At 35.7% G+C, this 19763-nt stretch carries 23 protein-coding genes; 7 read left to right on the forward strand and 16 right to left on the reverse strand.

The window, feature by feature from the left end; translation table 11 throughout:
• The first annotated feature begins 34 nt into the window (after window positions 1-34).
• Both L0657_RS19795 and L0657_RS19800 read left to right on the forward strand, forming a co-directional pair.
• Window positions 35-946 carry a hypothetical protein gene (locus L0657_RS19795; protein ID WP_235152488.1) on the forward strand — a complete coding sequence of 304 codons (912 nt, stop codon included), beginning with the start codon at window positions 35-37 and terminating at the stop codon, window positions 944-946.
• A gap of 31 nt (window positions 947-977) precedes the next feature.
• Window positions 978-2111 (forward strand): hypothetical protein, encoded by a 1134-nt coding sequence (locus tag L0657_RS19800; RefSeq protein ID WP_235152489.1) that lies wholly within the window; start codon window positions 978-980, stop codon window positions 2109-2111.
• Between the two features lie 669 nt (window positions 2112-2780).
• Here L0657_RS19800 and L0657_RS19805 read toward each other — a convergent pair.
• The 5 genes from L0657_RS19805 to L0657_RS19825 all read right to left on the reverse strand — a co-directional run bounded on the left by L0657_RS19805 (window position 2781) and on the right by L0657_RS19825 (window position 5673).
• Window positions 2781-3011 carry a hypothetical protein gene (locus L0657_RS19805; protein WP_235152490.1) on the reverse strand — a complete coding sequence of 77 codons (231 nt, stop codon included), beginning with the start codon at window positions 3009-3011 and terminating at the stop codon, window positions 2781-2783.
• Between the two features lie 78 nt (window positions 3012-3089).
• Window positions 3090-4049: a DUF3871 family protein gene (locus tag L0657_RS19810; RefSeq protein ID WP_235152491.1), complete on the reverse strand. Its 960-nt coding sequence runs from the start codon at window positions 4047-4049 to the stop codon at window positions 3090-3092.
• Window positions 4030-4860, reverse strand: a complete 831-nt coding sequence (locus L0657_RS19815) for an AAA family ATPase (RefSeq protein ID WP_235152492.1) — start codon at window positions 4858-4860, stop codon at window positions 4030-4032. The genes L0657_RS19810 and L0657_RS19815 overlap by 20 nt, the downstream gene beginning before the upstream one ends.
• A gap of 75 nt (window positions 4861-4935) precedes the next feature.
• Complete coding sequence (locus tag L0657_RS19820; protein WP_235152493.1) at window positions 4936-5268, reverse strand: hypothetical protein; 333 nt, start codon at window positions 5266-5268, stop codon at window positions 4936-4938.
• A 180-nt stretch (window positions 5269-5448) separates the two neighbouring features.
• Window positions 5449-5673 carry a helix-turn-helix domain-containing protein gene (locus tag L0657_RS19825; protein WP_235152494.1) on the reverse strand — a complete coding sequence of 75 codons (225 nt, stop codon included), beginning with the start codon at window positions 5671-5673 and terminating at the stop codon, window positions 5449-5451.
• A gap of 107 nt (window positions 5674-5780) precedes the next feature.
• Between L0657_RS19825 and L0657_RS19830 the strand changes: the two genes are divergently transcribed.
• Both L0657_RS19830 and L0657_RS19835 read left to right on the forward strand, forming a co-directional pair.
• Complete coding sequence (locus L0657_RS19830; RefSeq protein WP_235152495.1) at window positions 5781-6260, forward strand: hypothetical protein; 480 nt, start codon at window positions 5781-5783, stop codon at window positions 6258-6260.
• 24 nt (window positions 6261-6284) lie between these two features.
• Complete coding sequence (locus tag L0657_RS19835; RefSeq protein ID WP_235152496.1) at window positions 6285-6998, forward strand: tetratricopeptide repeat protein; 714 nt, start codon at window positions 6285-6287, stop codon at window positions 6996-6998.
• A 251-nt stretch (window positions 6999-7249) separates the two neighbouring features.
• Here the strand turns inward: L0657_RS19835 and L0657_RS19840 are convergent, their stop codons facing one another.
• From L0657_RS19840 to L0657_RS19850, 3 genes are all read right to left on the reverse strand, one after another.
• On the reverse strand, window positions 7250-8710 hold the full coding sequence (locus L0657_RS19840; RefSeq protein ID WP_235152497.1) for a hypothetical protein: 1461 nt from the start codon (window positions 8708-8710) through the stop codon (window positions 7250-7252).
• Between the two features lie 446 nt (window positions 8711-9156).
• Window positions 9157-10110, reverse strand: a complete 954-nt coding sequence (locus tag L0657_RS19845; RefSeq protein WP_235152498.1) for a hypothetical protein — start codon at window positions 10108-10110, stop codon at window positions 9157-9159.
• Entirely contained in the window at window positions 10094-11335 is a 1242-nt protein-coding gene (locus L0657_RS19850; protein WP_235152499.1) for a site-specific integrase, read from the reverse strand. Before L0657_RS19850 ends, L0657_RS19845 begins: the two co-directional genes overlap by 17 nt.
• A gap of 487 nt (window positions 11336-11822) precedes the next feature.
• Between L0657_RS19850 and L0657_RS19855 the strand changes: the two genes are divergently transcribed.
• From L0657_RS19855 to L0657_RS19865, 3 genes are all read left to right on the forward strand, one after another.
• On the forward strand, window positions 11823-12785 hold the full coding sequence (locus L0657_RS19855; RefSeq protein WP_235152500.1) for a hypothetical protein: 963 nt from the start codon (window positions 11823-11825) through the stop codon (window positions 12783-12785).
• Between the two features lie 288 nt (window positions 12786-13073).
• Window positions 13074-13568, forward strand: coding sequence for a Panacea domain-containing protein (locus L0657_RS19860; RefSeq protein ID WP_235152501.1), 495 nt, complete (start codon window positions 13074-13076; stop codon window positions 13566-13568).
• Window positions 13525-14061: a hypothetical protein gene (locus L0657_RS19865; protein ID WP_235152502.1), complete on the forward strand. Its 537-nt coding sequence runs from the start codon at window positions 13525-13527 to the stop codon at window positions 14059-14061. Before L0657_RS19860 ends, L0657_RS19865 begins: the two co-directional genes overlap by 44 nt.
• 34 nt (window positions 14062-14095) lie before the next feature.
• On the opposite strand, the gene L0657_RS19870 is transcribed toward L0657_RS19865, so the two are convergent.
• The 8 genes from L0657_RS19870 to L0657_RS19905 all read right to left on the reverse strand — a co-directional run bounded on the left by L0657_RS19870 (window position 14096) and on the right by L0657_RS19905 (window position 19739).
• Complete coding sequence (locus L0657_RS19870) at window positions 14096-15577, reverse strand: cryptochrome/photolyase family protein (RefSeq protein WP_235152503.1); 1482 nt, start codon at window positions 15575-15577, stop codon at window positions 14096-14098.
• Window positions 15564-15713: a DUF2256 domain-containing protein gene (locus L0657_RS19875; RefSeq protein WP_234647291.1), complete on the reverse strand. Its 150-nt coding sequence runs from the start codon at window positions 15711-15713 to the stop codon at window positions 15564-15566. Before L0657_RS19875 ends, L0657_RS19870 begins: the two co-directional genes overlap by 14 nt.
• Entirely contained in the window at window positions 15714-16355 is a 642-nt protein-coding gene (locus tag L0657_RS19880) for a flavin reductase family protein (protein WP_235152504.1), read from the reverse strand.
• The gene (locus L0657_RS19885) at window positions 16356-17459 is read right to left on the reverse strand and encodes an FAD-binding domain-containing protein (protein WP_235152505.1); all 1104 of its coding nucleotides are present in this window, start codon (window positions 17457-17459) and stop codon (window positions 16356-16358) included. It abuts the gene before it with no gap.
• 12 nt (window positions 17460-17471) lie between these two features.
• Entirely contained in the window at window positions 17472-17906 is a 435-nt protein-coding gene (locus tag L0657_RS19890) for a hypothetical protein (protein ID WP_235152506.1), read from the reverse strand.
• A gap of 77 nt (window positions 17907-17983) precedes the next feature.
• On the reverse strand, window positions 17984-18337 hold the full coding sequence (locus L0657_RS19895; protein ID WP_234647295.1) for a hypothetical protein: 354 nt from the start codon (window positions 18335-18337) through the stop codon (window positions 17984-17986).
• 101 nt (window positions 18338-18438) lie between these two features.
• A complete protein-coding gene (gene cobC, locus L0657_RS19900) occupies window positions 18439-18963 on the reverse strand; it encodes an alpha-ribazole phosphatase (protein ID WP_235152507.1) in 525 nt (174 codons plus the stop codon).
• On the reverse strand, window positions 18948-19739 hold the full coding sequence (locus L0657_RS19905) for an adenosylcobinamide-GDP ribazoletransferase (RefSeq protein WP_235152508.1): 792 nt from the start codon (window positions 19737-19739) through the stop codon (window positions 18948-18950). The genes cobC and L0657_RS19905 overlap by 16 nt, the downstream gene beginning before the upstream one ends.
• Window positions 19740-19763: the final 24 nt, after the last annotated feature.

The following is a 19763-nucleotide window of genomic DNA, read 5'->3' on the forward strand; positions in this document are numbered from 1 at the left end:
TATAAATACTCAATATTACTGAATCTTCTCTACCATGAATCTTTGGCGCATAAATTTAAAACCAGCAAACAGAACTGGTTATGATTCAAGAAAACACTGTTTAGATAATAAGATCGTAGGTATTGGTTGGCCATTAGATGATATAAATGAATCCATATCATCGGAGACTTATGAAACTGCTGGAAAAATAAAGTATCCCATGACAACTTCAAGAGGTTGGTCGAATGCATGGAATGCCATTTATTATAAAATGCAGATTAACGATTTGGTATGGACTAGAACAACCGATGGAAACTACTTCTTGGGTCGTATTACCAGCGAATGGAGATATGATTATTCGACTGATGCAGTCAATAATGATATCGCTAATATCCGAGATTGCGAGTGGGTAAAAGTTGGATTAATTGGCAATGTCCCTGGAAAGGTAGTAAGATCTTTTATTCCTGCAAGTACCTTGCAAAGAGTAAATGGCGAAACAGCACTTATTTATTCACAGCAAATATTTAATGACTTATCAGGTCTAAATGTCTATGAATCGACCTTAAATTTAGATAGAGATATCTTCTCTCTGCTGTCAGCTGACGATTGTGAAGATATCGTTGGTTTGTACCTTCAAGTAAAATTTGATTATATAATTATTCCAAGCAGCTGTAAAGACGATACACTTGCATACGAATTTGAGTTAATTCACCAAACATCTTCTGAAAAAGCTGTTGTCCAAGTCAAGAATGGCAATGTAGATTTAAACCGAGATAGTTACAAAGCTATCGATGCGAAAGTATTCCTGTTCACGACTAATCAAACATATCTGGGAAGTGACGATGAAAATGTAGTTTGTCTTAGTATAGAAGAAATAAAAGAGTTCATGACCAACTATCAAAATATACTTCCCCAAAAGGTTAGATTTTGGGTGGAGAAACTTACTGAGCAACAGACATTCATTTAATCTGAATTACGCCCTCTTAATTTGTATTAAAATGCTCACCAAAGCAAAAATCGTTGAATGGAAAAATGCCTATGACAGTCTCAAGTATCCTATATCAGTATATGATGAGCTTGTAGTTGAAGGAACTAACCATCCCTCCAAATTTTCCATTTTAGGAGCTTGGAAAACAGGTTGCGTAAAAGAAGGTAACATAGATTCAGTATACTCCGATAATAATGGGATCAATTATTATTTGAGTAAAAGGTGGGCACATCATACTCCGGTTGGTAAAGACACGTGGGAATTTATTTCCGAGAATCAGTTAAAAATAAAGGATACTGTTCCACCAGATTTTCCATCAAAAAAACCTCAAGTTTTGTTTGAGCTACAGCAAAGAGATGGTTTTGGCTATATCTGGGGACTATTCACTTTGCACTGTTGCTATCCACAAACTTATCCACTATTTGATCAGCATGTTTACCGAGCATTTAAATACCTTACGACAAAAGGAAAGGCTTTACCTGTTTTAGCTCCTGACAATTGGGATGAGTATAGCACTTACAAACAATTTTTCATGTCGCTGTTGGAAGAATATCAAATGGAGTATTCCGAACTAGACCGAGCTTTGTGGACTTATGGTAAATATTTGAAACAAAACATTGATATTCAGCCTGTAAATAACCCGAAAACTAGTCCCAAGAAACTTTCAATGCTAAACTTTAATACAGACGAACTTTTCCAAAATTTCACCTTAGGAGGAAAAGTGAAACCGTTTTGGTGGAAAATGGATGAACAAGACAATATTCATATTTTTAGAAGATTCAATGATGGCAATAATCTTGAACATACTACCTATTCTAGTAATCTAATAGATGGAGTTCAGTTAAAGATGTTTTTGAGGGATTGGGTACCATTAGACAACAATGTGTCAAAATTATATAAAGGAACTGATAAAGAAGGATTGGGCAGTTTTGTATTTTTATTAACAGGTAATAGGACCGGAACATTCATTCAAGTTACTAGCCAACTTGCTGCTTTGTTTACTGTAGCAAATATATGGATGCATAATAGCAGACAAACGGGAATGAAATTCTCTGCTGTAAGAGATATAGAATGGAGAAATCTTATCAAAGATTACATTCGTTACAGGAATGAGCCGGAAGATTTAAATTTGGAAGTTGATTGATTACATTAAAAGATAGTTAGACTTCCCCAATATAATGTGTCTGACTTTAATTTTATATATCTTTTTGACATGCAGCAAGTATCAATTAACAAGTAAAGACCAACCAAAACAATAGTCCTATATTAGATCTTTTTTGGTTAGGTCTTTTTAATCACAATCACACTTATAGTCAATAATATATTTATGGAATTTTTCTCCATATGACAGATCAGAGTCCACATAATAACTTTCAAAATTCATCCAATTCTGAGGTGGTATTCCGCAGAAAATATATTTTTTGGTAGAAAAGCTATAATCATCTTTCTTGATTTCAGCAATGACAAAAACTGAGTTTTTATACTGATAAGCAACTACTGATTTTAACCAGGAAGATGAGGATAAGGTAATACTTCCTACTTGACCCTTACGATAACCATTATTTACGACGAATGATAACAGCTCCGAACACGAGACGCTTTGAGCTGTTACTTCCATTGATGTTAAGCTTAGAATGAAGAAAAGGATATAAAGATTTTTCATTTTTTAGATTTGATAAGAGGATTTAAAAAGATTGGGATATGCTTAAGTCATGTATTTTACATTGTGAAAACCCAACCAAAACTATATAGGTATATGCACTATTATTTTTGTTTTGGTTGGGTTCTTTGCTTAATTCATTTAAATAACTCGTCAGGAGCTATTAATTTTAAAATGATAATGTTGAATTCCTTTTCCTTCAATTATAAATAATATTTCATTATCCGGATTTTTACGAACCATTTCAACCACCACTGATTTTTCAGGGGTAATTTCTGAAATCGGTTGAACTTTAAACGGACAAAACAAGCGGTTTAACTTACCGGAATCATCGACAAAGAGAATGGAAAAGGGATTAATATAATAAAGATCAACTTCTCTCATAACTTATTTACATTATACATTTAACAAAATTTAGTTATCGGTATTTTAAAGAAAGGAAAATGGTACATTAGGAAAGAGTTAGTTTAAAAACCAGCTTGTATTACCACTGTCCATTGTATTTACAAGATCACTTACAAAGCTTGAAGCATTTGCAGAGCGTGGAAGGAAACCATCGATGTAGCTCGATTTGTTTGCACCAGTGAATAGATTGTAAACTTTCCAAAGGTTAATAGAACCATCTGGTTTTCTGCAAAAGGATTGATCTGTGTAATAATCTTTCGCAATTGCACTGATTTGATAATCTCCGAAGGAAAGAATAGGCAAATCTTTTTTATCGCTAACTGGTAGATATTGGTATAACTTACATTTACCTACAAGGGTAGCAAATTGATGCTCAGACAAAGAATAGGATGGAAATTGTTTTAACATTTCAAGCTGTTTTTCAAATCGAAAATCTGTAATTAGCTTTTGTATTTCTTGCATCAGCTGCATAGCATTTTTCACTTTTACATTTGCTTGAAGTCCATCTGTGGAAACGCATAGGTTTGTACAAACCTGATTTTTGAATCCGATAAATATTTTGAAATGCTCATCTGATCCTTTTCTGTTGTAAAGGTTGTCTTGTGTATAACTCTTTACTCCACCAATTGTCAGGTTTAAAGTATTTCCATCAATGGTTTCTCTGATTGATGGTATTTCAATCAGAAACATCATCCTTTCATAATAAATGGTTTTTTCCTTTTCCAGTAATTGATTTGCAGGTTTGTCTTTTGCATCCGGAATCCTTCCTTTAATTGGATGTGACACTCTGATATTTGCAGGTATAATAACTTCATCCCGAAACACTATGGAAGAAACTTCCTCTGCAATACTTATGAAATCGGTATGGGAAATGAGTGGCTCATTATCCTTCGTAAAAACTGGAATAATATGACTGGTCATCATATCATGAAGTGAAACAGATGTTGTATTAGCTTCGATAAAAGCTTCAGAAGCTTTTGTCTGTAATACAGGATTGTCAATAAGTAGATTTTCCATTGGTTGATAAGATTTGTTCTCTACGAAGATTAAATTGATTACGTAATAAGTCCTGGTATAAAGGATGACTTTCAAAAATTGTTTTAAGAGAAGGAATGTCATTGCATGCAGAAATTTGAGAAATCAGCTTTTGCTCTGTTGGAAGGTCTTGATTACACCATTCTTTAATAATTCTCCCAGTTTCAGCGTTTATAAGGAATTCCGGTTTATCAGCAAAAATTTCAGTTCGATCTTTTATTACAGTGGCCTTATGCTTCATTGAGAGCTGAAATACTAGCGATAACTCATAATCCAAATCTTCACGTTGAATAGGTTTCATTCCAACTTTTTCAGGAACTTGTTTACCGTTTTTCTCAGTGAGTATATAAGCTTGCTTAGATCGGAGTGTACATATGATATGTACATCAGTTTGAATTAAGGATTCTACAAATTTTTGATGTCTAGGTGTAAGCTTTGACCAATTGGTATAAGTGTTACCGGTCATGAGTGTATGTTCAGACAAAATGTTTTGCCACTCCGCTGAGATAGAATCAATAATTATTGCTTCCATACCTGCACTAATACAAGTATGAATTGCTTCATTGAATCGCTCTGGAGTAAAAGGATAGTATAATGGAAGAACATTAAAATTTCCTATGTGAGAGTACAATTCAGAGCTTTGGTTCTCTGTATCAATTATGGCAATTTTGGACCAGTCATTAGTTAATCCAAATGCAAGTAGTAGGGAGGATTTTGTTTTTCCACTTCCGGAAGGACCCTGGATTCCAATTTTAACCTTGGTATTCTGTCTTTTTGCTCGATGTAGCTGCATGATTTAGTTCGTTAATAAAAAAGACAGAGTCGTATCGACCCTGTCTCGTTCAAATAAGGTTTGTAATTTTAAGTTCTATGCAAAAACAGCTTGTTCGGAAGTAGACACTTCAACCGGTGCGTATTCGTATCGGTGTTGACGTGTGATAATTTCACCTGTTTCAGGGTTAGTAAAATCATAGGGGTCGCATTCAACCTTAGCAATTGATCCTGGAATCTGTTTTCCAATCATTGCCTTGCAGATAGATTCTGGGAAGGTAGAACTCATGAAGCATTTCTTTGTAGAGATGTAATGTCTACCTGTTTGAGAGATAACAATCTCTGGTTCATTACTAGTAAGTTCCAAAGCAAAATAGGAACTTCCATCTTTTGAGGATATTCGATCAGAATAAGATGTGATTGTGAGCATGATGTTAAGATGATTTAAATAATAAAAGATTGAAATACCTATCCCAAAAAGTTATATGTAATATATATGTAACTACTACCGGGGGATACTGTTGGTACATCTTTAAGTAGGGCACCTAACACCTTCAAAGCTTTTGTTCTTTCACTTAGAAAATCTATGTAAGTAAAAGGGTGGGGGGTATCAAAAAATAAACAGTTTGAACGGGGGGATGTCTAAAGCTTTTGATATGGCATAGACTGAACTAAGGGTTGTGTTTACTTCCCCACGTTCAATATTGCCGATTTGATTTTTTGAAAGACCAGCAAGATCATATAATTCTTCCTGACTAAGATTTTTCTCTTCTCTCAGTTTTCGAACGTTTTCACCAAACGCTTTCAGGAAAGCTTCATTTCTTATTTTAGTCACGGCTCAAAACTGAACCGTTTTGAAAATATTAACCACCCATTATAATGGGTATTTTAATTTATTTTGATATTTTGCACAATTGTGTGATACCCTTCAAAATAAATCTTATGATTAAAGCTTATTTACTTCTTCTGCTAATTTTCCTCTTGGGATGTAATGGTAAACAGAAAAATGCTGACCTTGAAGATCGTATCAGTAAATTAGAAGAGGAAAACAGAGAACTACAGAATAAACTAGCTACTAATACTTCACCGCCGATTTCTAATCTTCCAAATTATGATAATCCTTCATCACCAGCAGGGGTTTATGCATTTGTACTACTAACAGTTAAACAAGAGGAATACGATGCGAGTGCTTCCGAAACAAATTATAAGCAAGTTGTAAGCTATAATTATTGTTCTGGAATAGGAGAGTTTTCATTTGTTAACAATGATCTCAAATATAAACTTATGGATCAAACCCAGCTGGAATATTTTAAAGGAGACGGTAAATATAAAAATGGAAAAGTTGGAAGTAGAGAGTGTTTTGTTTTTTCAACATATGAAGAAGCTAGTAAAAAACGAGAGGAATATCTTACAGTACAATAGTAGGTGTTAAAATCTAATCCTTAAATGAGTAAAACAATACTTCAAATTTTTCTACTATGTTTATTCAGCTTAATAGTCAAAGCGCAAGGGGCAGAATCTTCATTTGATAAAGCATTATATAAGCTTAAAGTAACAAAAGATTATGACGGTGCAATAGATGACTTTACATCAGAAATTGAAAGATTTCCAACGCAAAAATTAAATTACCTATATCGTGCAGATGCAAAAGCTGCGTTAAGCTACTATTTTTTAGCAATCTTAGATTATGATAAGGTAATTGAATTAGATTCAAAAAATGAGTATGCCTACTTGATGCGTGGAGTTTGCAAAACCATGTTAGGTATTCACTATTCTGCAATTGATGATTTTACTAAGATTCTTACCTTCAATAAAGAAAGTAGGAATGCATATTACTACAGAGCAAAAGTTAAGGAATCAATAGATGAAAATCATAGTGCAATATTTGATTATACACAGGCTATTAAAATCAATCCTTATGATACTCAGTCCTACACTGATAGAGGTTATGCTAAATTCAAGCTTGAACATTATAAGGATGCATTGTTAGACTTTGACCAAGCTATAACCATTGATCCTACATTAGCACAGACGTACTATAATCGTGGCTGGACAAAATATGCACTTAATGATAAAAATGGTGGATGTGAAGATTTTAGTAAAGCTGCTGATTTAGGTAAGAAAGAAGCATATCAGGACTTAAAGGATAATTGTCTGTAGTGAAATATGTCTTAAACGCATCTCAGAATTTGTTTTTAATGATTTCATCATAAGTAATAAAGCTTTCTAATACTTCAAAAATAATCCGGAAGTAGTTATATTATAATAACTACTCCCCAGAATCTATTTTTGATTATAAAATGTAAATAGTAAAATACTTAACTGTGAGTTAATGAAAGTCCTAACTCACACTTTATAAACCCAACCAATGCAATTTATTAATACACATTGTTTTAGCTGGCTTATATAAGTTACGTGGTTTCAGAACTATTAATTTCAAGTAGCTCGTAGGTTGTAGGTTTACCATTAATTGAAATCTTCTGTAAATTAAAGATTTTGTCTTCAATGTACATCTCAGAATTGTTAAGCTCTATTTCATTTAGCCTACTTTTAACTGTATTTTCAGAACAATTAAAGTGTTTTGTTAATATAACCACAAGCTCTTGTTGCTTCAAAGGTTGAAGTAAGCATTCTGCTAATATCTTTAAATAAGCTTCTAAACTTGGTTTGGCTTTATTTTTATTTAAAACCCATCTTGCATAAAAATCAGGATCTCCAAGTTTCAACAGTTTAGTATCTTCATCAAATTGCAATATCATTGGTTCCACGTTTTCTGCATGACGGTTTTTAACATCACTTAATAAGATGACATCTGTACGTTCACCTTGTCTATTTAACTGATACGCAATTCTTACTGCATATGATGATTTATTTACTGCTTCTGTACCAAAATGTCCTCGTGCCTTAGATGTACCTGGATTTTCATGAATTAATAATAAAACTGTTACAGACAGCTCATCTGTTAAAAAACCAAGGTAGTCTAACAATGACATACTTTGAACAGGGTTATTAAAGTTCTCGATGAGATCGGTTGCAACATCAATAACCACCATAATTGGATTTTTAGTTTCACTTCTAACAGTGCTTATAAATTCTTGAACTAACTTAAGTCTATCCTTTTTTGCGGTATTTTTCAAAGATGTAAACCTAAAGTTGGGAATATCACCGGCAGAATTAAAACCTGCACCCCATGCTATTAATTTAACCGCCTCTGCAAACTCTTCTGATTGATTTCTTTCAGTATCAAAATAAATTACAGTTACTTCTTCCTCGTCAACCTTTTCATAACCTAATGTATCGAGTTCCATATCTGGAGACTTAAGCAAACATATTGACATCATTGCTGCAAGTCTGCTTTTATGAGAGCCATATCCACCTTGTATAAGATTTAGCGTACCTCTTCTAATAACTGGTATTGATGCTTTCGTTATTAGTGCTGGAGTATAAATAGTACCTTGATTGGATTTTTCTATTATGTACTGTTCATTTGCTAGCAACTTATTAAGGCCTGGACTGTTTTTTAAAGTTAAAACAGGTTTATTTAGCTCACTTGGCAATGTGGTTGAAGGTTCTTCTTTAACAGTTTCTGCTCTTAGTTCATAAATTTGAACAATTTCCTCAGTTATCTGTTTGATTCCTATTGTTAATTCATCAATAGGAACTTCATCTTCATTCGCGATTTTGATATTACCATTTGATGTATCTGGTAACTCACTTTCTTCCGACTCAGCTAAGTCAGCATTTGATGGATCACTTACCTCTAAGTTATTGAGAGAGATTTGATCTTCACTTACCTCTTCACCAACATTGCTTTCATTTTCTTTATCCCACGTACCATCATTAGTTTGGGATACTTTATCGTTTTGATGCATATCTTTTTTTTTAAATTTTCTTCACAACCAAAATGGTAATGATAATTTAATTGAGAAGCTATCCTTATACGATTTATGATCAACCGATTAATTTCAATAAACACGAATGATGTCAAATGAACAAACTGATTGCTTTAAGGGATAAGGATGTCTTTTTAAGCTGTTCAGCTGCTGTAAGTTGTAGAAAAGGGCATTGCTAGCATAACTGTTTTGCTTTAAGTAGATCAATGTGTATTACAATTGATCCAAAATAGTTACCTGAAGAAATAATTCAGGTAAAAGGGCTTACAAAACTTCTAGGTAAGCTCAGGAAGAATTATACTTAATATCGTGTTTCATCACATTGTCTTTTTAATTACCAGAACAAAGATGAGAGAACACAGAATATTTAAGAAGAGATATTTTGGAACTTATTTTTCAGTTATTTGAATAAATAAGTTCTTTTTTTATTCTTGTTTAAGGACTTTTTTTGCAGTAGAGTACCATTTCTTTATATTGGATTCTTCGGAACCTGGAACATTGAGATCAGTATTTATTTTATAACCACTTTCTCTTAATAAAGCAATATAGATACCATAAATCTCCCTGAGCACAACTCTTTTTTGTTTCTTGATAAATTCTGATTTTATGAGCTCTATAAAATTGTAGCAGAATAAGTGATGAGGATTTATAATATTTCTTTCAGACCGCTGCTTATAAAATAACAGGTCAAAGCCTTCTATTCCTAGGTCTTCATAGAGTTCATCAGGATTTGATTTCATAGTATTAGCATATTTTAAAATAATCTTCAATATGGGGTTTATGCTATACTGATCTTTGCTTAGGTATTCAATAGTTACGTTTTCGTTAATCGATTCGTCCCTAAATGTGAAAGACACTTTTTCTAAGATAGATTTAGGAACCTCATTGCTTAAAGGATTTGCCTGTAAGTCATTATAATAGTCGTATTGATCTTTCAAGAGCTGATATAACCTGATAAATTTGTTAAATTCTTCAATATCTCTGCTTATTAAACTTTTACTTTTCTGTAAATTATCAAGATGCTTAATCTGTCTAGTAGTTTTAGCTTTTCCCCATATTCCTTTACATAATAAAATCATCACTAAAAGTTCATAGTCCTGTAATCCAACAGCTTTAATGACTTCTTTATGTTTAAAAAAGATTTCATTTTTTACAGCATATTTAATAAGGTAATCTAGGTCAAACCGCTTTAAGTTCTTAGAAGTGGCTTCATCAATAACTATTAACTGAAAATCTGCATTTTCCTGATTCAAACCCCCATTTTCATGTAATCTAATATCTTTATAACTTACCCCTTCGATCGCATATTCTCCGAGGTAAGTCATTATCGATTCTATTATTGATCCTTTATAGCCGTCTTCTTCATGATTTGTCTCCACTGAATTTTGTTAAAAGATTAGAATATTGTTTCCTTGATTCATTTTCAAAACTGTCCAGATAATTCTCAGTAGTCTGAAAACTACTGTGTCCCAAACTCTCGGAGATGTATTCCAATGGAGCTCCGCTACGTTTTAAAACAGTTGAAAATGAATGTCTCGCCGTATAAGAGGTAATCGGTTTTGTTATACTTAAATCCTCTCCAATCTCCTTCATGTATTTATTAACAGACTTAACAAGGTACTGAATTAACTCTCTTTCTCTCTGCGCGGTAACATTTTCAGGCAAAATAGGGAAAATGTAGGTTAAAGGTGTTACTTCTGGTTGACTCCACTTTTTAATTATTGCTTTCGCATAGTCAGTTAGGTGTATGCTGATGAATTTTTGGTTTGCTTTGGTTGATCGTTTTGTTTTTGCACGTATAATTGTAAGATTGTCCCCATCTAAATCCTTATAACGTAATCTACTAATATCTTTCAAATTTAAACCGTTACACAAATAGGAAAAGATCCAGAAGTCTTTTGCTCTATCCATACTTGATCCATGGACAGTTTGGTATGTGAAGATTTTCTCAATATCCGACAGTATTAGAGCTTTTTTAATATTTCGTCCCGCAGGAATTTGGAATTTTGATTTTTTAAAAGGATACAGCTCTTGTTTAACGAATTTTGCTTCGATTGCTTGGTTGTAAATTGTTCTTAATGACCGAAGGTAGATTCCAACAGTAGTCATTGATTTTCCGTTGTTGACCATGAATCGTTCATATGCATTTAAAAACTCTGGTGTAATCTCTTCAAAGGTCAGTTTTACTTTAAATTTTTTCAGGGAATTTAGTGTGCATTCGTACGATGACGCGGTGGAAAGGCGGTCTTCGGATTTTAATTGAGCAACGTACTTTGAGAGTAATCCGTAAACACCTCTTGGTTGAATCTCTTCTGGTTTTGCAAGAAATAATTTTTCAAATGCTGAGATGCTAAACTCTGTCATTTCCTTGTATATATTTTCAGCTTTTGTTTCGAGTGATTTAATCTTTAACTTCGCATCTTTAAGGTGAATTAGTTTTGAGGTATTTAGTTTATTAAAATCTTCTCTGCTTAGATCAATTCCTATATTTATGTATTTCCTCTTACGATTGTAAGCAATCCGAAGTTTTAAGGGAAAGGTTCCGTTTGACTTTTCTCGACGATCGTCAAGAACTACTAAAAATGTTGGTTTTGAGATTCCCATTTTAACTTAAAATTTGATACACAATTTGATACACAACTAAGAAAGTTGCTTATATCTCGCTCAGTCCCCAAAAAGACTAAAAGAGTATAAGTGATTCTTAGTCAATGATATATTAAGTGTCGATTTGGAGCTTGGATTCGTCGTGGTTTGACTGTTAATCAGAGGGTCGTTGGTTCGAGCCCAACTTCGGGAGCCCTGAATGACAAGCACTTATCAATTTTTGGTAAGTGCTTTTTTTGTTCATCTCAGTTTTAGCCGTTTTTTGAATGAGATAATGAATATTTCATATTAGCCGGCGATAAGGAAACTACTACTAAGACTTGACTTCCTGAGCATTATTTAAACCAAATGAACCACCCTTTCAGAGCTGTTCTAGTTTGGATTTAGATAAAAACAATAAAAGGATTTCATAGTTTATTGGAAACAGTAGGCAAGGTCTAAGGCCTTAATGTTTGAAATTTAATAAAATATTAACTGATAAAAGTTTATGGCAATTACATACTGGGTGGGGTCTTCCAATCATGGTCACATAAGTAACCCGCAAAACATGTTGAAGGATTTTATTCAGCAAAACTATTGGGCTACCGATATAAACTTGAAAAATCGGCTTAACAAAAATATTTTGGCGGCGTTGAAGGCCATTAAAATTAATGATCGGTTTTCCGTTAGCAGCTTGCGTAACAGATACCAGGAGGTTGATGTCAAAGTTACGGGTACTGTTACCGGTATCGATGACGCTGAGAATGGAAGACTGGAAATTGCCTGGGACGAAAATCAGGATTTATATTCCGGCATTATACCGGTAGGTACTAAAAACGAAAACTGGCACCAGACACTTTTCCAGGTAACGACAGCTGAAAATATCACGCTGATCTTTCCGGATTCGATGATCAACAAAAAAGCAGCGCGTATATCATCGAATGAGCTTGAATGGAAACGCCCGTCAGGAATGGTTGGAAAAGCTACTACAAAGGATTCACAGGAAGCGCAGTTCGGTTATGGCCTTGACGAATGGCTTTTTGATACCAGCAAATTAATAGATGGCTTTCATTATGGCTTCCTGGAACCAATCCGTAAGGGACAAGCCGCTCATGCCAATAAAACATATCCGGTTTGGTTATACTCAACCCATGGGATAACAAAGAAACATTACTGGATTGGCGAGATTAAAAAGGCAATCGTAATAGATGAGGCTGAGGCTGCTTTGATTAAGAAAAAATATCAGGAGCTGGGCTGGCTTAAACAAATGGAAGGTGAGATAACTTCTTCCGGCGAAAACGCAGAAGGTTTTTCAGATTTGACCGGATTTAACTTATTCAACATTAAATTCAAACCTGAGGATTTGATCCTAAATAAGGAAGTTGTTGAATTGGCAGATACGCATCCGGTAAACAAAATCAAAAAATATACGCTGACTAACTTTACTGAGGCTTTTATAGTTGGTAAGTAAGTTGCTTGTTGTCAAATACGTAAGATTAGAGCACTTAGCCATTTGCCGCTGAGTGCTTTTTTATTGTTCACCGCTGAGAATTGCCCAACAAAGTTACAAACTCCAAAAAAATACGAAGATTGAAATTATAATCCGCTAATAATAAGCTAAATACGATTACGAAATCTCTTGATTTTTCCGCACTTTCGCTTTTTAATAATCGTTATTGTGTATAGATTGCAAAATAATTTACGAATCTAATTTTCGTTATAGAATGAATAGTTTAGCCCGCATTTAATCGTTGCCATTATGATATCAGCAGAGATTGTAGCAAAGGAATTTGTGCGGATGGGTTCTTCGTCAGAAAGCCCTGTGACACAAATGAAATTGCAGAAAATGGTCTTTTTTGCACACGGGCTACATTTGGCTCTTTACGATACGCCGTTATGTAGCGAGCCATTTTTTGCCTGGAAATTTGGCCCCGTTATTCCTTCCATTTATCAGCTTTATAAAATGTGGGGGAGCAGCCCGATTATTGACCAGCCTGCTACTTTTAAAATTTCAGAAGCTTCCGCGGTTTCTGAAAGTTATACCTTATCTTCAACAGAAACTGAGGCCATTGAATATACCTGGGAGATCACTAAAAACCTTGATGGCGTGACGCTCTCCAACTGGTCGCATGCTGCGAATTCGCCATGGGCACAAGCTTATGCAAAAGGTGAAAATACAATAATTTCCAACGACGTTATTAAGGAATATTTTGAGCAAAATCTCATCAGACAATCCATCCGCGCCCAGTCCTGAGCAAATCGTTGCACACGGGATCCAGATGGTTCAGGAAGCGGGACATGAGAGCGGAGCCAAGGAAGCGAATTCGGTAACAACGGAGATGTTGTTGCAGGAAATACGGAATTTACAGGAAGTTCGGCACCTGGATAAAGAAAAAGACATATCGCTTCAGATGCAAATTGCCCAGTTGCAGGGCGTAATCCAGGATATCAGTGAAAGAAAGAAGTATGCGGCCCGTATTTTTCAGCTGGTTGCTACCTTTCTTTTTATCGTTATTTTTATTGTCTGGCTTCATGGTGTTGAGGATTTTTATTTGATCAATCCATTCCATGGCGGATTTTTAAAAGGGCCGGATCATTTCGAGTTTTCTTTTCAGCTGTCGGATACTGTGATCGTAACCCTACTGACAACCACAACGGCTAACGTGGTTGCGTTTTTTATCCTTGTAACGAAGTACTTATTTCCCAATTCAACAAGTTTTAGTAAGGGCCCCGATCAGATTAATTGATAAACCGCATCATTTACAATCGGTAGAAGAATTCTTAGTCCAGCGACGTCAAAAATGTATGCGCAGTATTCAATAACCTTTTCTGTTTCTCAGTTTCCATTTTATCAAAACTACCAACGAGCATTCCCAGTCGTGGATTTTTTGTGAAAAAGGTGCGGTGCACGTGCATAAAACGCCAGAAAAGTGAATCCCAAATTTCCTGCCACGGCCCTTTTTCGTAATTGCTCATTTTCATGATGTAATTACTTCCGGCAATGTAAGGCTTGGTTGATAACATACCGCCGTCTGCAAACTGGCTCATCGCATAAACATTCGGCACCATCACCCAATCGTAGGCGTCGATAAACAATTCCATAAACCATTGGTAAACATCATCCGGGTCGAATTCACATAATAACATGAAATTCCCTAAGACCATCAGTCGCTCGATATGATGGCAATATCCGCGCTCTAAAACTTTTTTGATTGTCTGATCCACAGGCTCAATTCCAGTTGTGCCGTCATAGAAAGATTTCGGTATCTTTCGGGTGAAATTCCAGTAGTTTTTGGTTCTCGCTATGGAACCGTTACGTTCGTAATATCCGCGCATAAACTCACGCCAGCCAATCAACTGCCGGATAAATCCTTCGGTGGTATTTAAAGGGATATCGTTTTTCTCAGAATAATCCAGTGCCGCTTTAATAATCTGATCGGGCGTTATTAATCCGATATTTAACATCGGCGTCAGCACGCTATGATGCAGAATACTTTCATCCTTAACAATTGCATCCTCATAAGGCCCGAATTCCTGAAAACGATCATCGAGAAACGCTTTAAGCCAGGTTTCGGTCGTTTTAAAGTCCTGCGGATAAAATGGATATTTGGTCAGGTTACCGAGATTGTCCTTGAAATTTTCCTGAACATAAGTTTTTGCTTCTTCGTAAAACGCAGTCGTTTCAGGGTAAGTAATATGCGGCGGTTCTTTTTTGCGTGGATATTTTTTGCGGTTATCAACGTCATAACTCCACGAACCACCAACCGGCTCGTTATTTTTATCGACTAAAATCTGACGTTTTTTTCGTTCCTGAATGTAAAATTCTGTCTGGAAAAACTTCTTCTTTTTGTCATGAAAAAAGACGCCCAGTTCTTCTTTACTATTCAAAAATAAAGGATTTCTGTATTGAATTATTTCGATGTCTGCTTTGCCGGAAGCAGTAATCAATCGCTGTTCAAGCCAGTTATCAGTTGGATCAATATAATGTATAGTTTTGATTTTTTTTGAAGCCAGTGCAGCGATCAGTTTTCGTATATCTGAAAGCGGATCAATGGCTTCAATGTAATTTACCTCCACATTTTTTGTTCCCAGATAAGTTGCATAACATTTCATCGTCGCCCGGTGAAAGGCGATTTTTTGTTTGTGGAATTTAAACTGATTGAAATACAATTCCTCTTCCACCAGATAAACCGGAAAACCATTTTCAGCGATCGGGCTTTTTTCAAACAGCTGATGTGGAAATATAATATTAACTGCTTCCATGAATTTTGTTTTTATTCCCCCGGCATTTATCGCTGCAATACTTAACTTCATCCCAAACTTTTTCCCACTTTTTTCGCCACGAAAATGGCCTGCCGCAAACGACGCATATTTTTTCCGGCAAGTGCTCTTTTTTCATTTAATCGTTTTTTGAAAAATCGGGCAGTGCATTTGGTCTAGCATAAGGAAACGCCGCTATTTTTTCCAGTTTGTAATAGGTGTTTAATCCTGAAATTCCAACGTCGTTCGGCTCGCTCAGATCAATTTGTCCCTGATCGTCCATCGCCGTATCCGGGATGATCAAATGTTCAACTTCACCGATGATCAGAACCGTTCCATTGAGCTCAATGGGAATTGTCTGAACAATTTTCATTCCCAGTTTTACCGTACTTTCTTTAACAAAGGGCGCTTTGTGATTTGCAATAAATTCTTCCGTCAAAGCACATTTGTCAAACTCTGATTCATCACGTCCGAACTTCGCTGAGGTATAATGCGCCTGCTCGATAAAAGATTCGTGAATATGGTTGATCGTATAAACACCGTTTTCTTTGATATTGTCAAAAGTATGCTGTCCGGCTTCACGGTCAGGTCTTAAAATAAAACCGATCAGTGCCGGATTACTTCCCAAATGAATGACAGAACTGAAAATTGCCAGATTGGTTTTTCCATCATTTGATATCGTTCCGATCAGATTCGCAGGTTTTATACCGGTTATCGAATTAATGATATTTAACCGTTTGATTTTTTCTGTATTTTGAATGTCCTCTTTTGTAAGATGCATTTAATGAGCGTTATATAAAGTAGAAAGTTCTTTTTTACATTGTTTCCAAAACTTGAAAAACGACGAATAATAACCGTTAACAGAAAACATCCAGTCTCGATTTTCCTCAGTTCCCTTGTAATGCGCCGCGGTTGGGTGTTCTTTAAAGTAGATATTTTCAAGCTGATATTTATTCACAAAATCATCAAACTCACCAGTGTAAATCTGTAAGTTTTCAATGTTTTGACCAAGGGATAAAATAAAATTTATCGTTTTTTCTGATACCGGATATTTTGAAAAATGTGAAGGTTCAAGAAGTAAAACCCGGTTGACGTCCATATCTTTTTTCCAAAGCGGATCAAGATTGTAGAAATTATAAAGCAGTGTAGGCCTTTGATTATCTATGGTCAGAGATTGTTTTGCAGGCAAGGTTGTCAATAAAACTGGTGTCGTGAGTTCCTGCAAACTGTCAGGAATTTCTTTGAGCGGAAATGCTTCGTAACCAGCGTCCAGAAATGTATCTTTTTGATCAGAATAAAAGAATTTGTTGATATTTTCCTGATTGGCAAAATACTTGTTGTTGCTGTTTGAACCGGCCACCCATTGCCAGCTTAATGCATTACTCGCCCAGTCGCCATCGAGCAAATGATAATAAAGCCATTTTGCCGGAAGTTTCCAGTGACTTTTACCAGTATTACAAACAATACTCGCAATGTATAATCGGAGATGATTATGCAGATATCCGGTTTCGTAAAAATCTGAAATGGCCTGATCAATGACTTCTATGCCTGTTTTTCCTTCAATAATAGCTTTTGGAATCTGATGATTTTCAACATCGATCTGTGGTGTTTTGAAATCTTCATCAATCAGATTTCCCTTTTCAATCCAGATCTGCTGCCAGTAATCGCGCCAGGCTAATTCCTGGATCAACCGTTCAATTTCCCATGGATTAAAGCCGCGGTTGATCAGACTTGTAAAAACATATTTTGTCGAAATAACACCGCGTGATATGTAGGGTGACAACCGGGTAACCGCGCCATCCTTAAAGTTGCGTGTACTTCCGTAAGTCATAGGCTGAATGTTCTCAACCTGGTCAAGTATTTTTTCAAAATCTGTTTCGAACATCCAATTAATCTTTTATTCCGAAATTATGATATTCGGATCGCCTTCTAAAATCTTCACGTGACAGCAATCATGGCCAATTTTATAAGTCCTTTTTACAATTTCATTGCCATTTTTTATTCCTGTAAATTCAAAGTCGGTACCACATTTTTCAGTCATGTCCTTTTGCCCGTCTGCAAGTATCGGATATTCTCCCATTGTTCCTCTCAGGCTATCAAATTCGGCATTTTTAAGATTAATTTTTTCTCCGGTCGATATTTTGGTTGTATAATAATCGTCCAGATCTACCGGCTGTCCAGACGTATTTGTCACAGTTAATACAAGTGTTATATAATTCTCAGTACAATTGACCGCTGTTGTACAATTGCATGGATCAGTAGCTTCATCTACCTCTTTTTTGCAATTGCTGCTGATCAAAATCAACAGAAAATATACGAAAATTCTTTTCATGGCTTATCAATTTTAAAGTTGAGGATAAACCAAAAATAACTGAATTTCAGTGAGATTGTTACAAAGATTTTACAGAATTATAAAACCACATGCCGGTTATATATTTTGTACTCCGGACAGCCGTCATACTTCACCGAAAGATCAATATCGACCCAGTCCCGGTTTAGTGCATTGATATAGGCCCCATAATAATCCGGGAATAAATTGGTGAGTATAATTACGGAATCAGGCTCCATATTCAGCTCTTCGTGACCAAGCTCATTGACAAAATAATAACCGGTACAAAGTCCTTTTGATGTTTCAAATTCTATTTTTACGTGACTGCCCACAACCTCATGCTGCACAACTTCCACCGCAATTTCCTCTCTCAAATCCTCAGCCGTTCCCAGCGTTTCTTCCTGATCACCTAAAATATCAATATTAGTATCCATAACCGTTGTTTAAGGTAAATGTCGAGTTTGATACTTGCCTTAAAAAGTTGTACCCGGAGTTGAAAATGGTGGAAGATCATTGATCAATTAATATTCTACATCTATGAAATGTTGATCGTAACAACTTCTCCATAAGCCACTTTTATGTCAAAAGCGTGGACAAGTTCGATGTCTCGAAGATGTGCAAGAATTAATCGTATAACGCCTCCATGGGTTACAATAACCGTTTTCTTAAGATTTGTTTGTATTAATTCAGACCAGAATGATAAAACCCGCGCAGACATTTGTCGCATACTTTCACCGCCGGGAACGATAACATTCACAAAGTCATCCATCCAGATTTGAAGATCGGATTCGTTAACTGTATCCCAGGTAGCACCTTCCCAATCACCAAAGTTCAGCTCGGTAAGACGGTCATCTATTGTGAAAACGGGATTTAGTTTTTGTGCTAATACGGTACAACGTGTGGAAGGACTGGAATAAATGGAGTCCGGATTTTCGGGAAGTTTTGTTTTTATAATTTCAAATTCGGCAGGGAAGGTATCTTCCAAAGCAACATCCAGCCGACCATAAATAAGTCCGGGCGAAAGGGAAGGCGTGGTATGCCTGACTAAATAAATTTCCATAAAACGGCGGTGAAGAAGTAAAAACCAATTTCACAAACCTGCTGTGTCGCACCCAGACAATCGCCGGTATACCCACCGATCCATTTTGTGAAGTAACGGGCGAGCAATATTTTGATCAGATATAGGAAAGGAATCACCAACAGAAATGCCGGTTGATTTAAAAGAAAACACAAAATAAGATGTGGAATTATAGCAAAAACAGCAGCAATGAAAAGTGTGTTTCTGCTTCCAACTTCTGCTACCGGTTTTGATTTGCTGTCATTGGTAAACCGGACGTAAGTATGTGTAAAAATCATCGTCACAGCCATAAACCGGCTTAAATCATGAGCACTTATAAGCGTCAGTAAAACCAGAAAAGGTTGATTTTTAATATGTGGAATTACTGCTTTTATCAAAGAAAATTTTAACCCAAGCAACAGAATAAGCCCGACAACGGCATAGGTCCCGACGCGGCTGTCTTTCATATTTTCAAGAATTTTTTCCTTCGTCCAACCGCCCCCAAAACCATCACAAGCGTCAGCAAAACCATCTTCATGAAATGAGCCGGTTAATAAAATGGAAGAAATCATGGAAAGAATAATTCCGGTAGAAATGTCGATCAGATATGAACCAAGCAGGAAAAAAATACCAGAGCTTAACCCGACAATCCAGCCAATTAACGGAAGATAGCGCGTTGCTTTATTCATGTCATCCGGATTGTAACCAACCCAGTCGGGAACGGGGAGACGGGTGTAAAATTGGAGTGCCGTAAAAAAAAGCCGTAGTTCCTGCTTCATAGAGTTGGATACAGTGCCGGGGAT

Source organism: Dyadobacter sp. CY345 (assembly GCF_021502725.1).
GTDB lineage: Bacteria > Bacteroidota > Bacteroidia > Cytophagales > Spirosomataceae > Dyadobacter.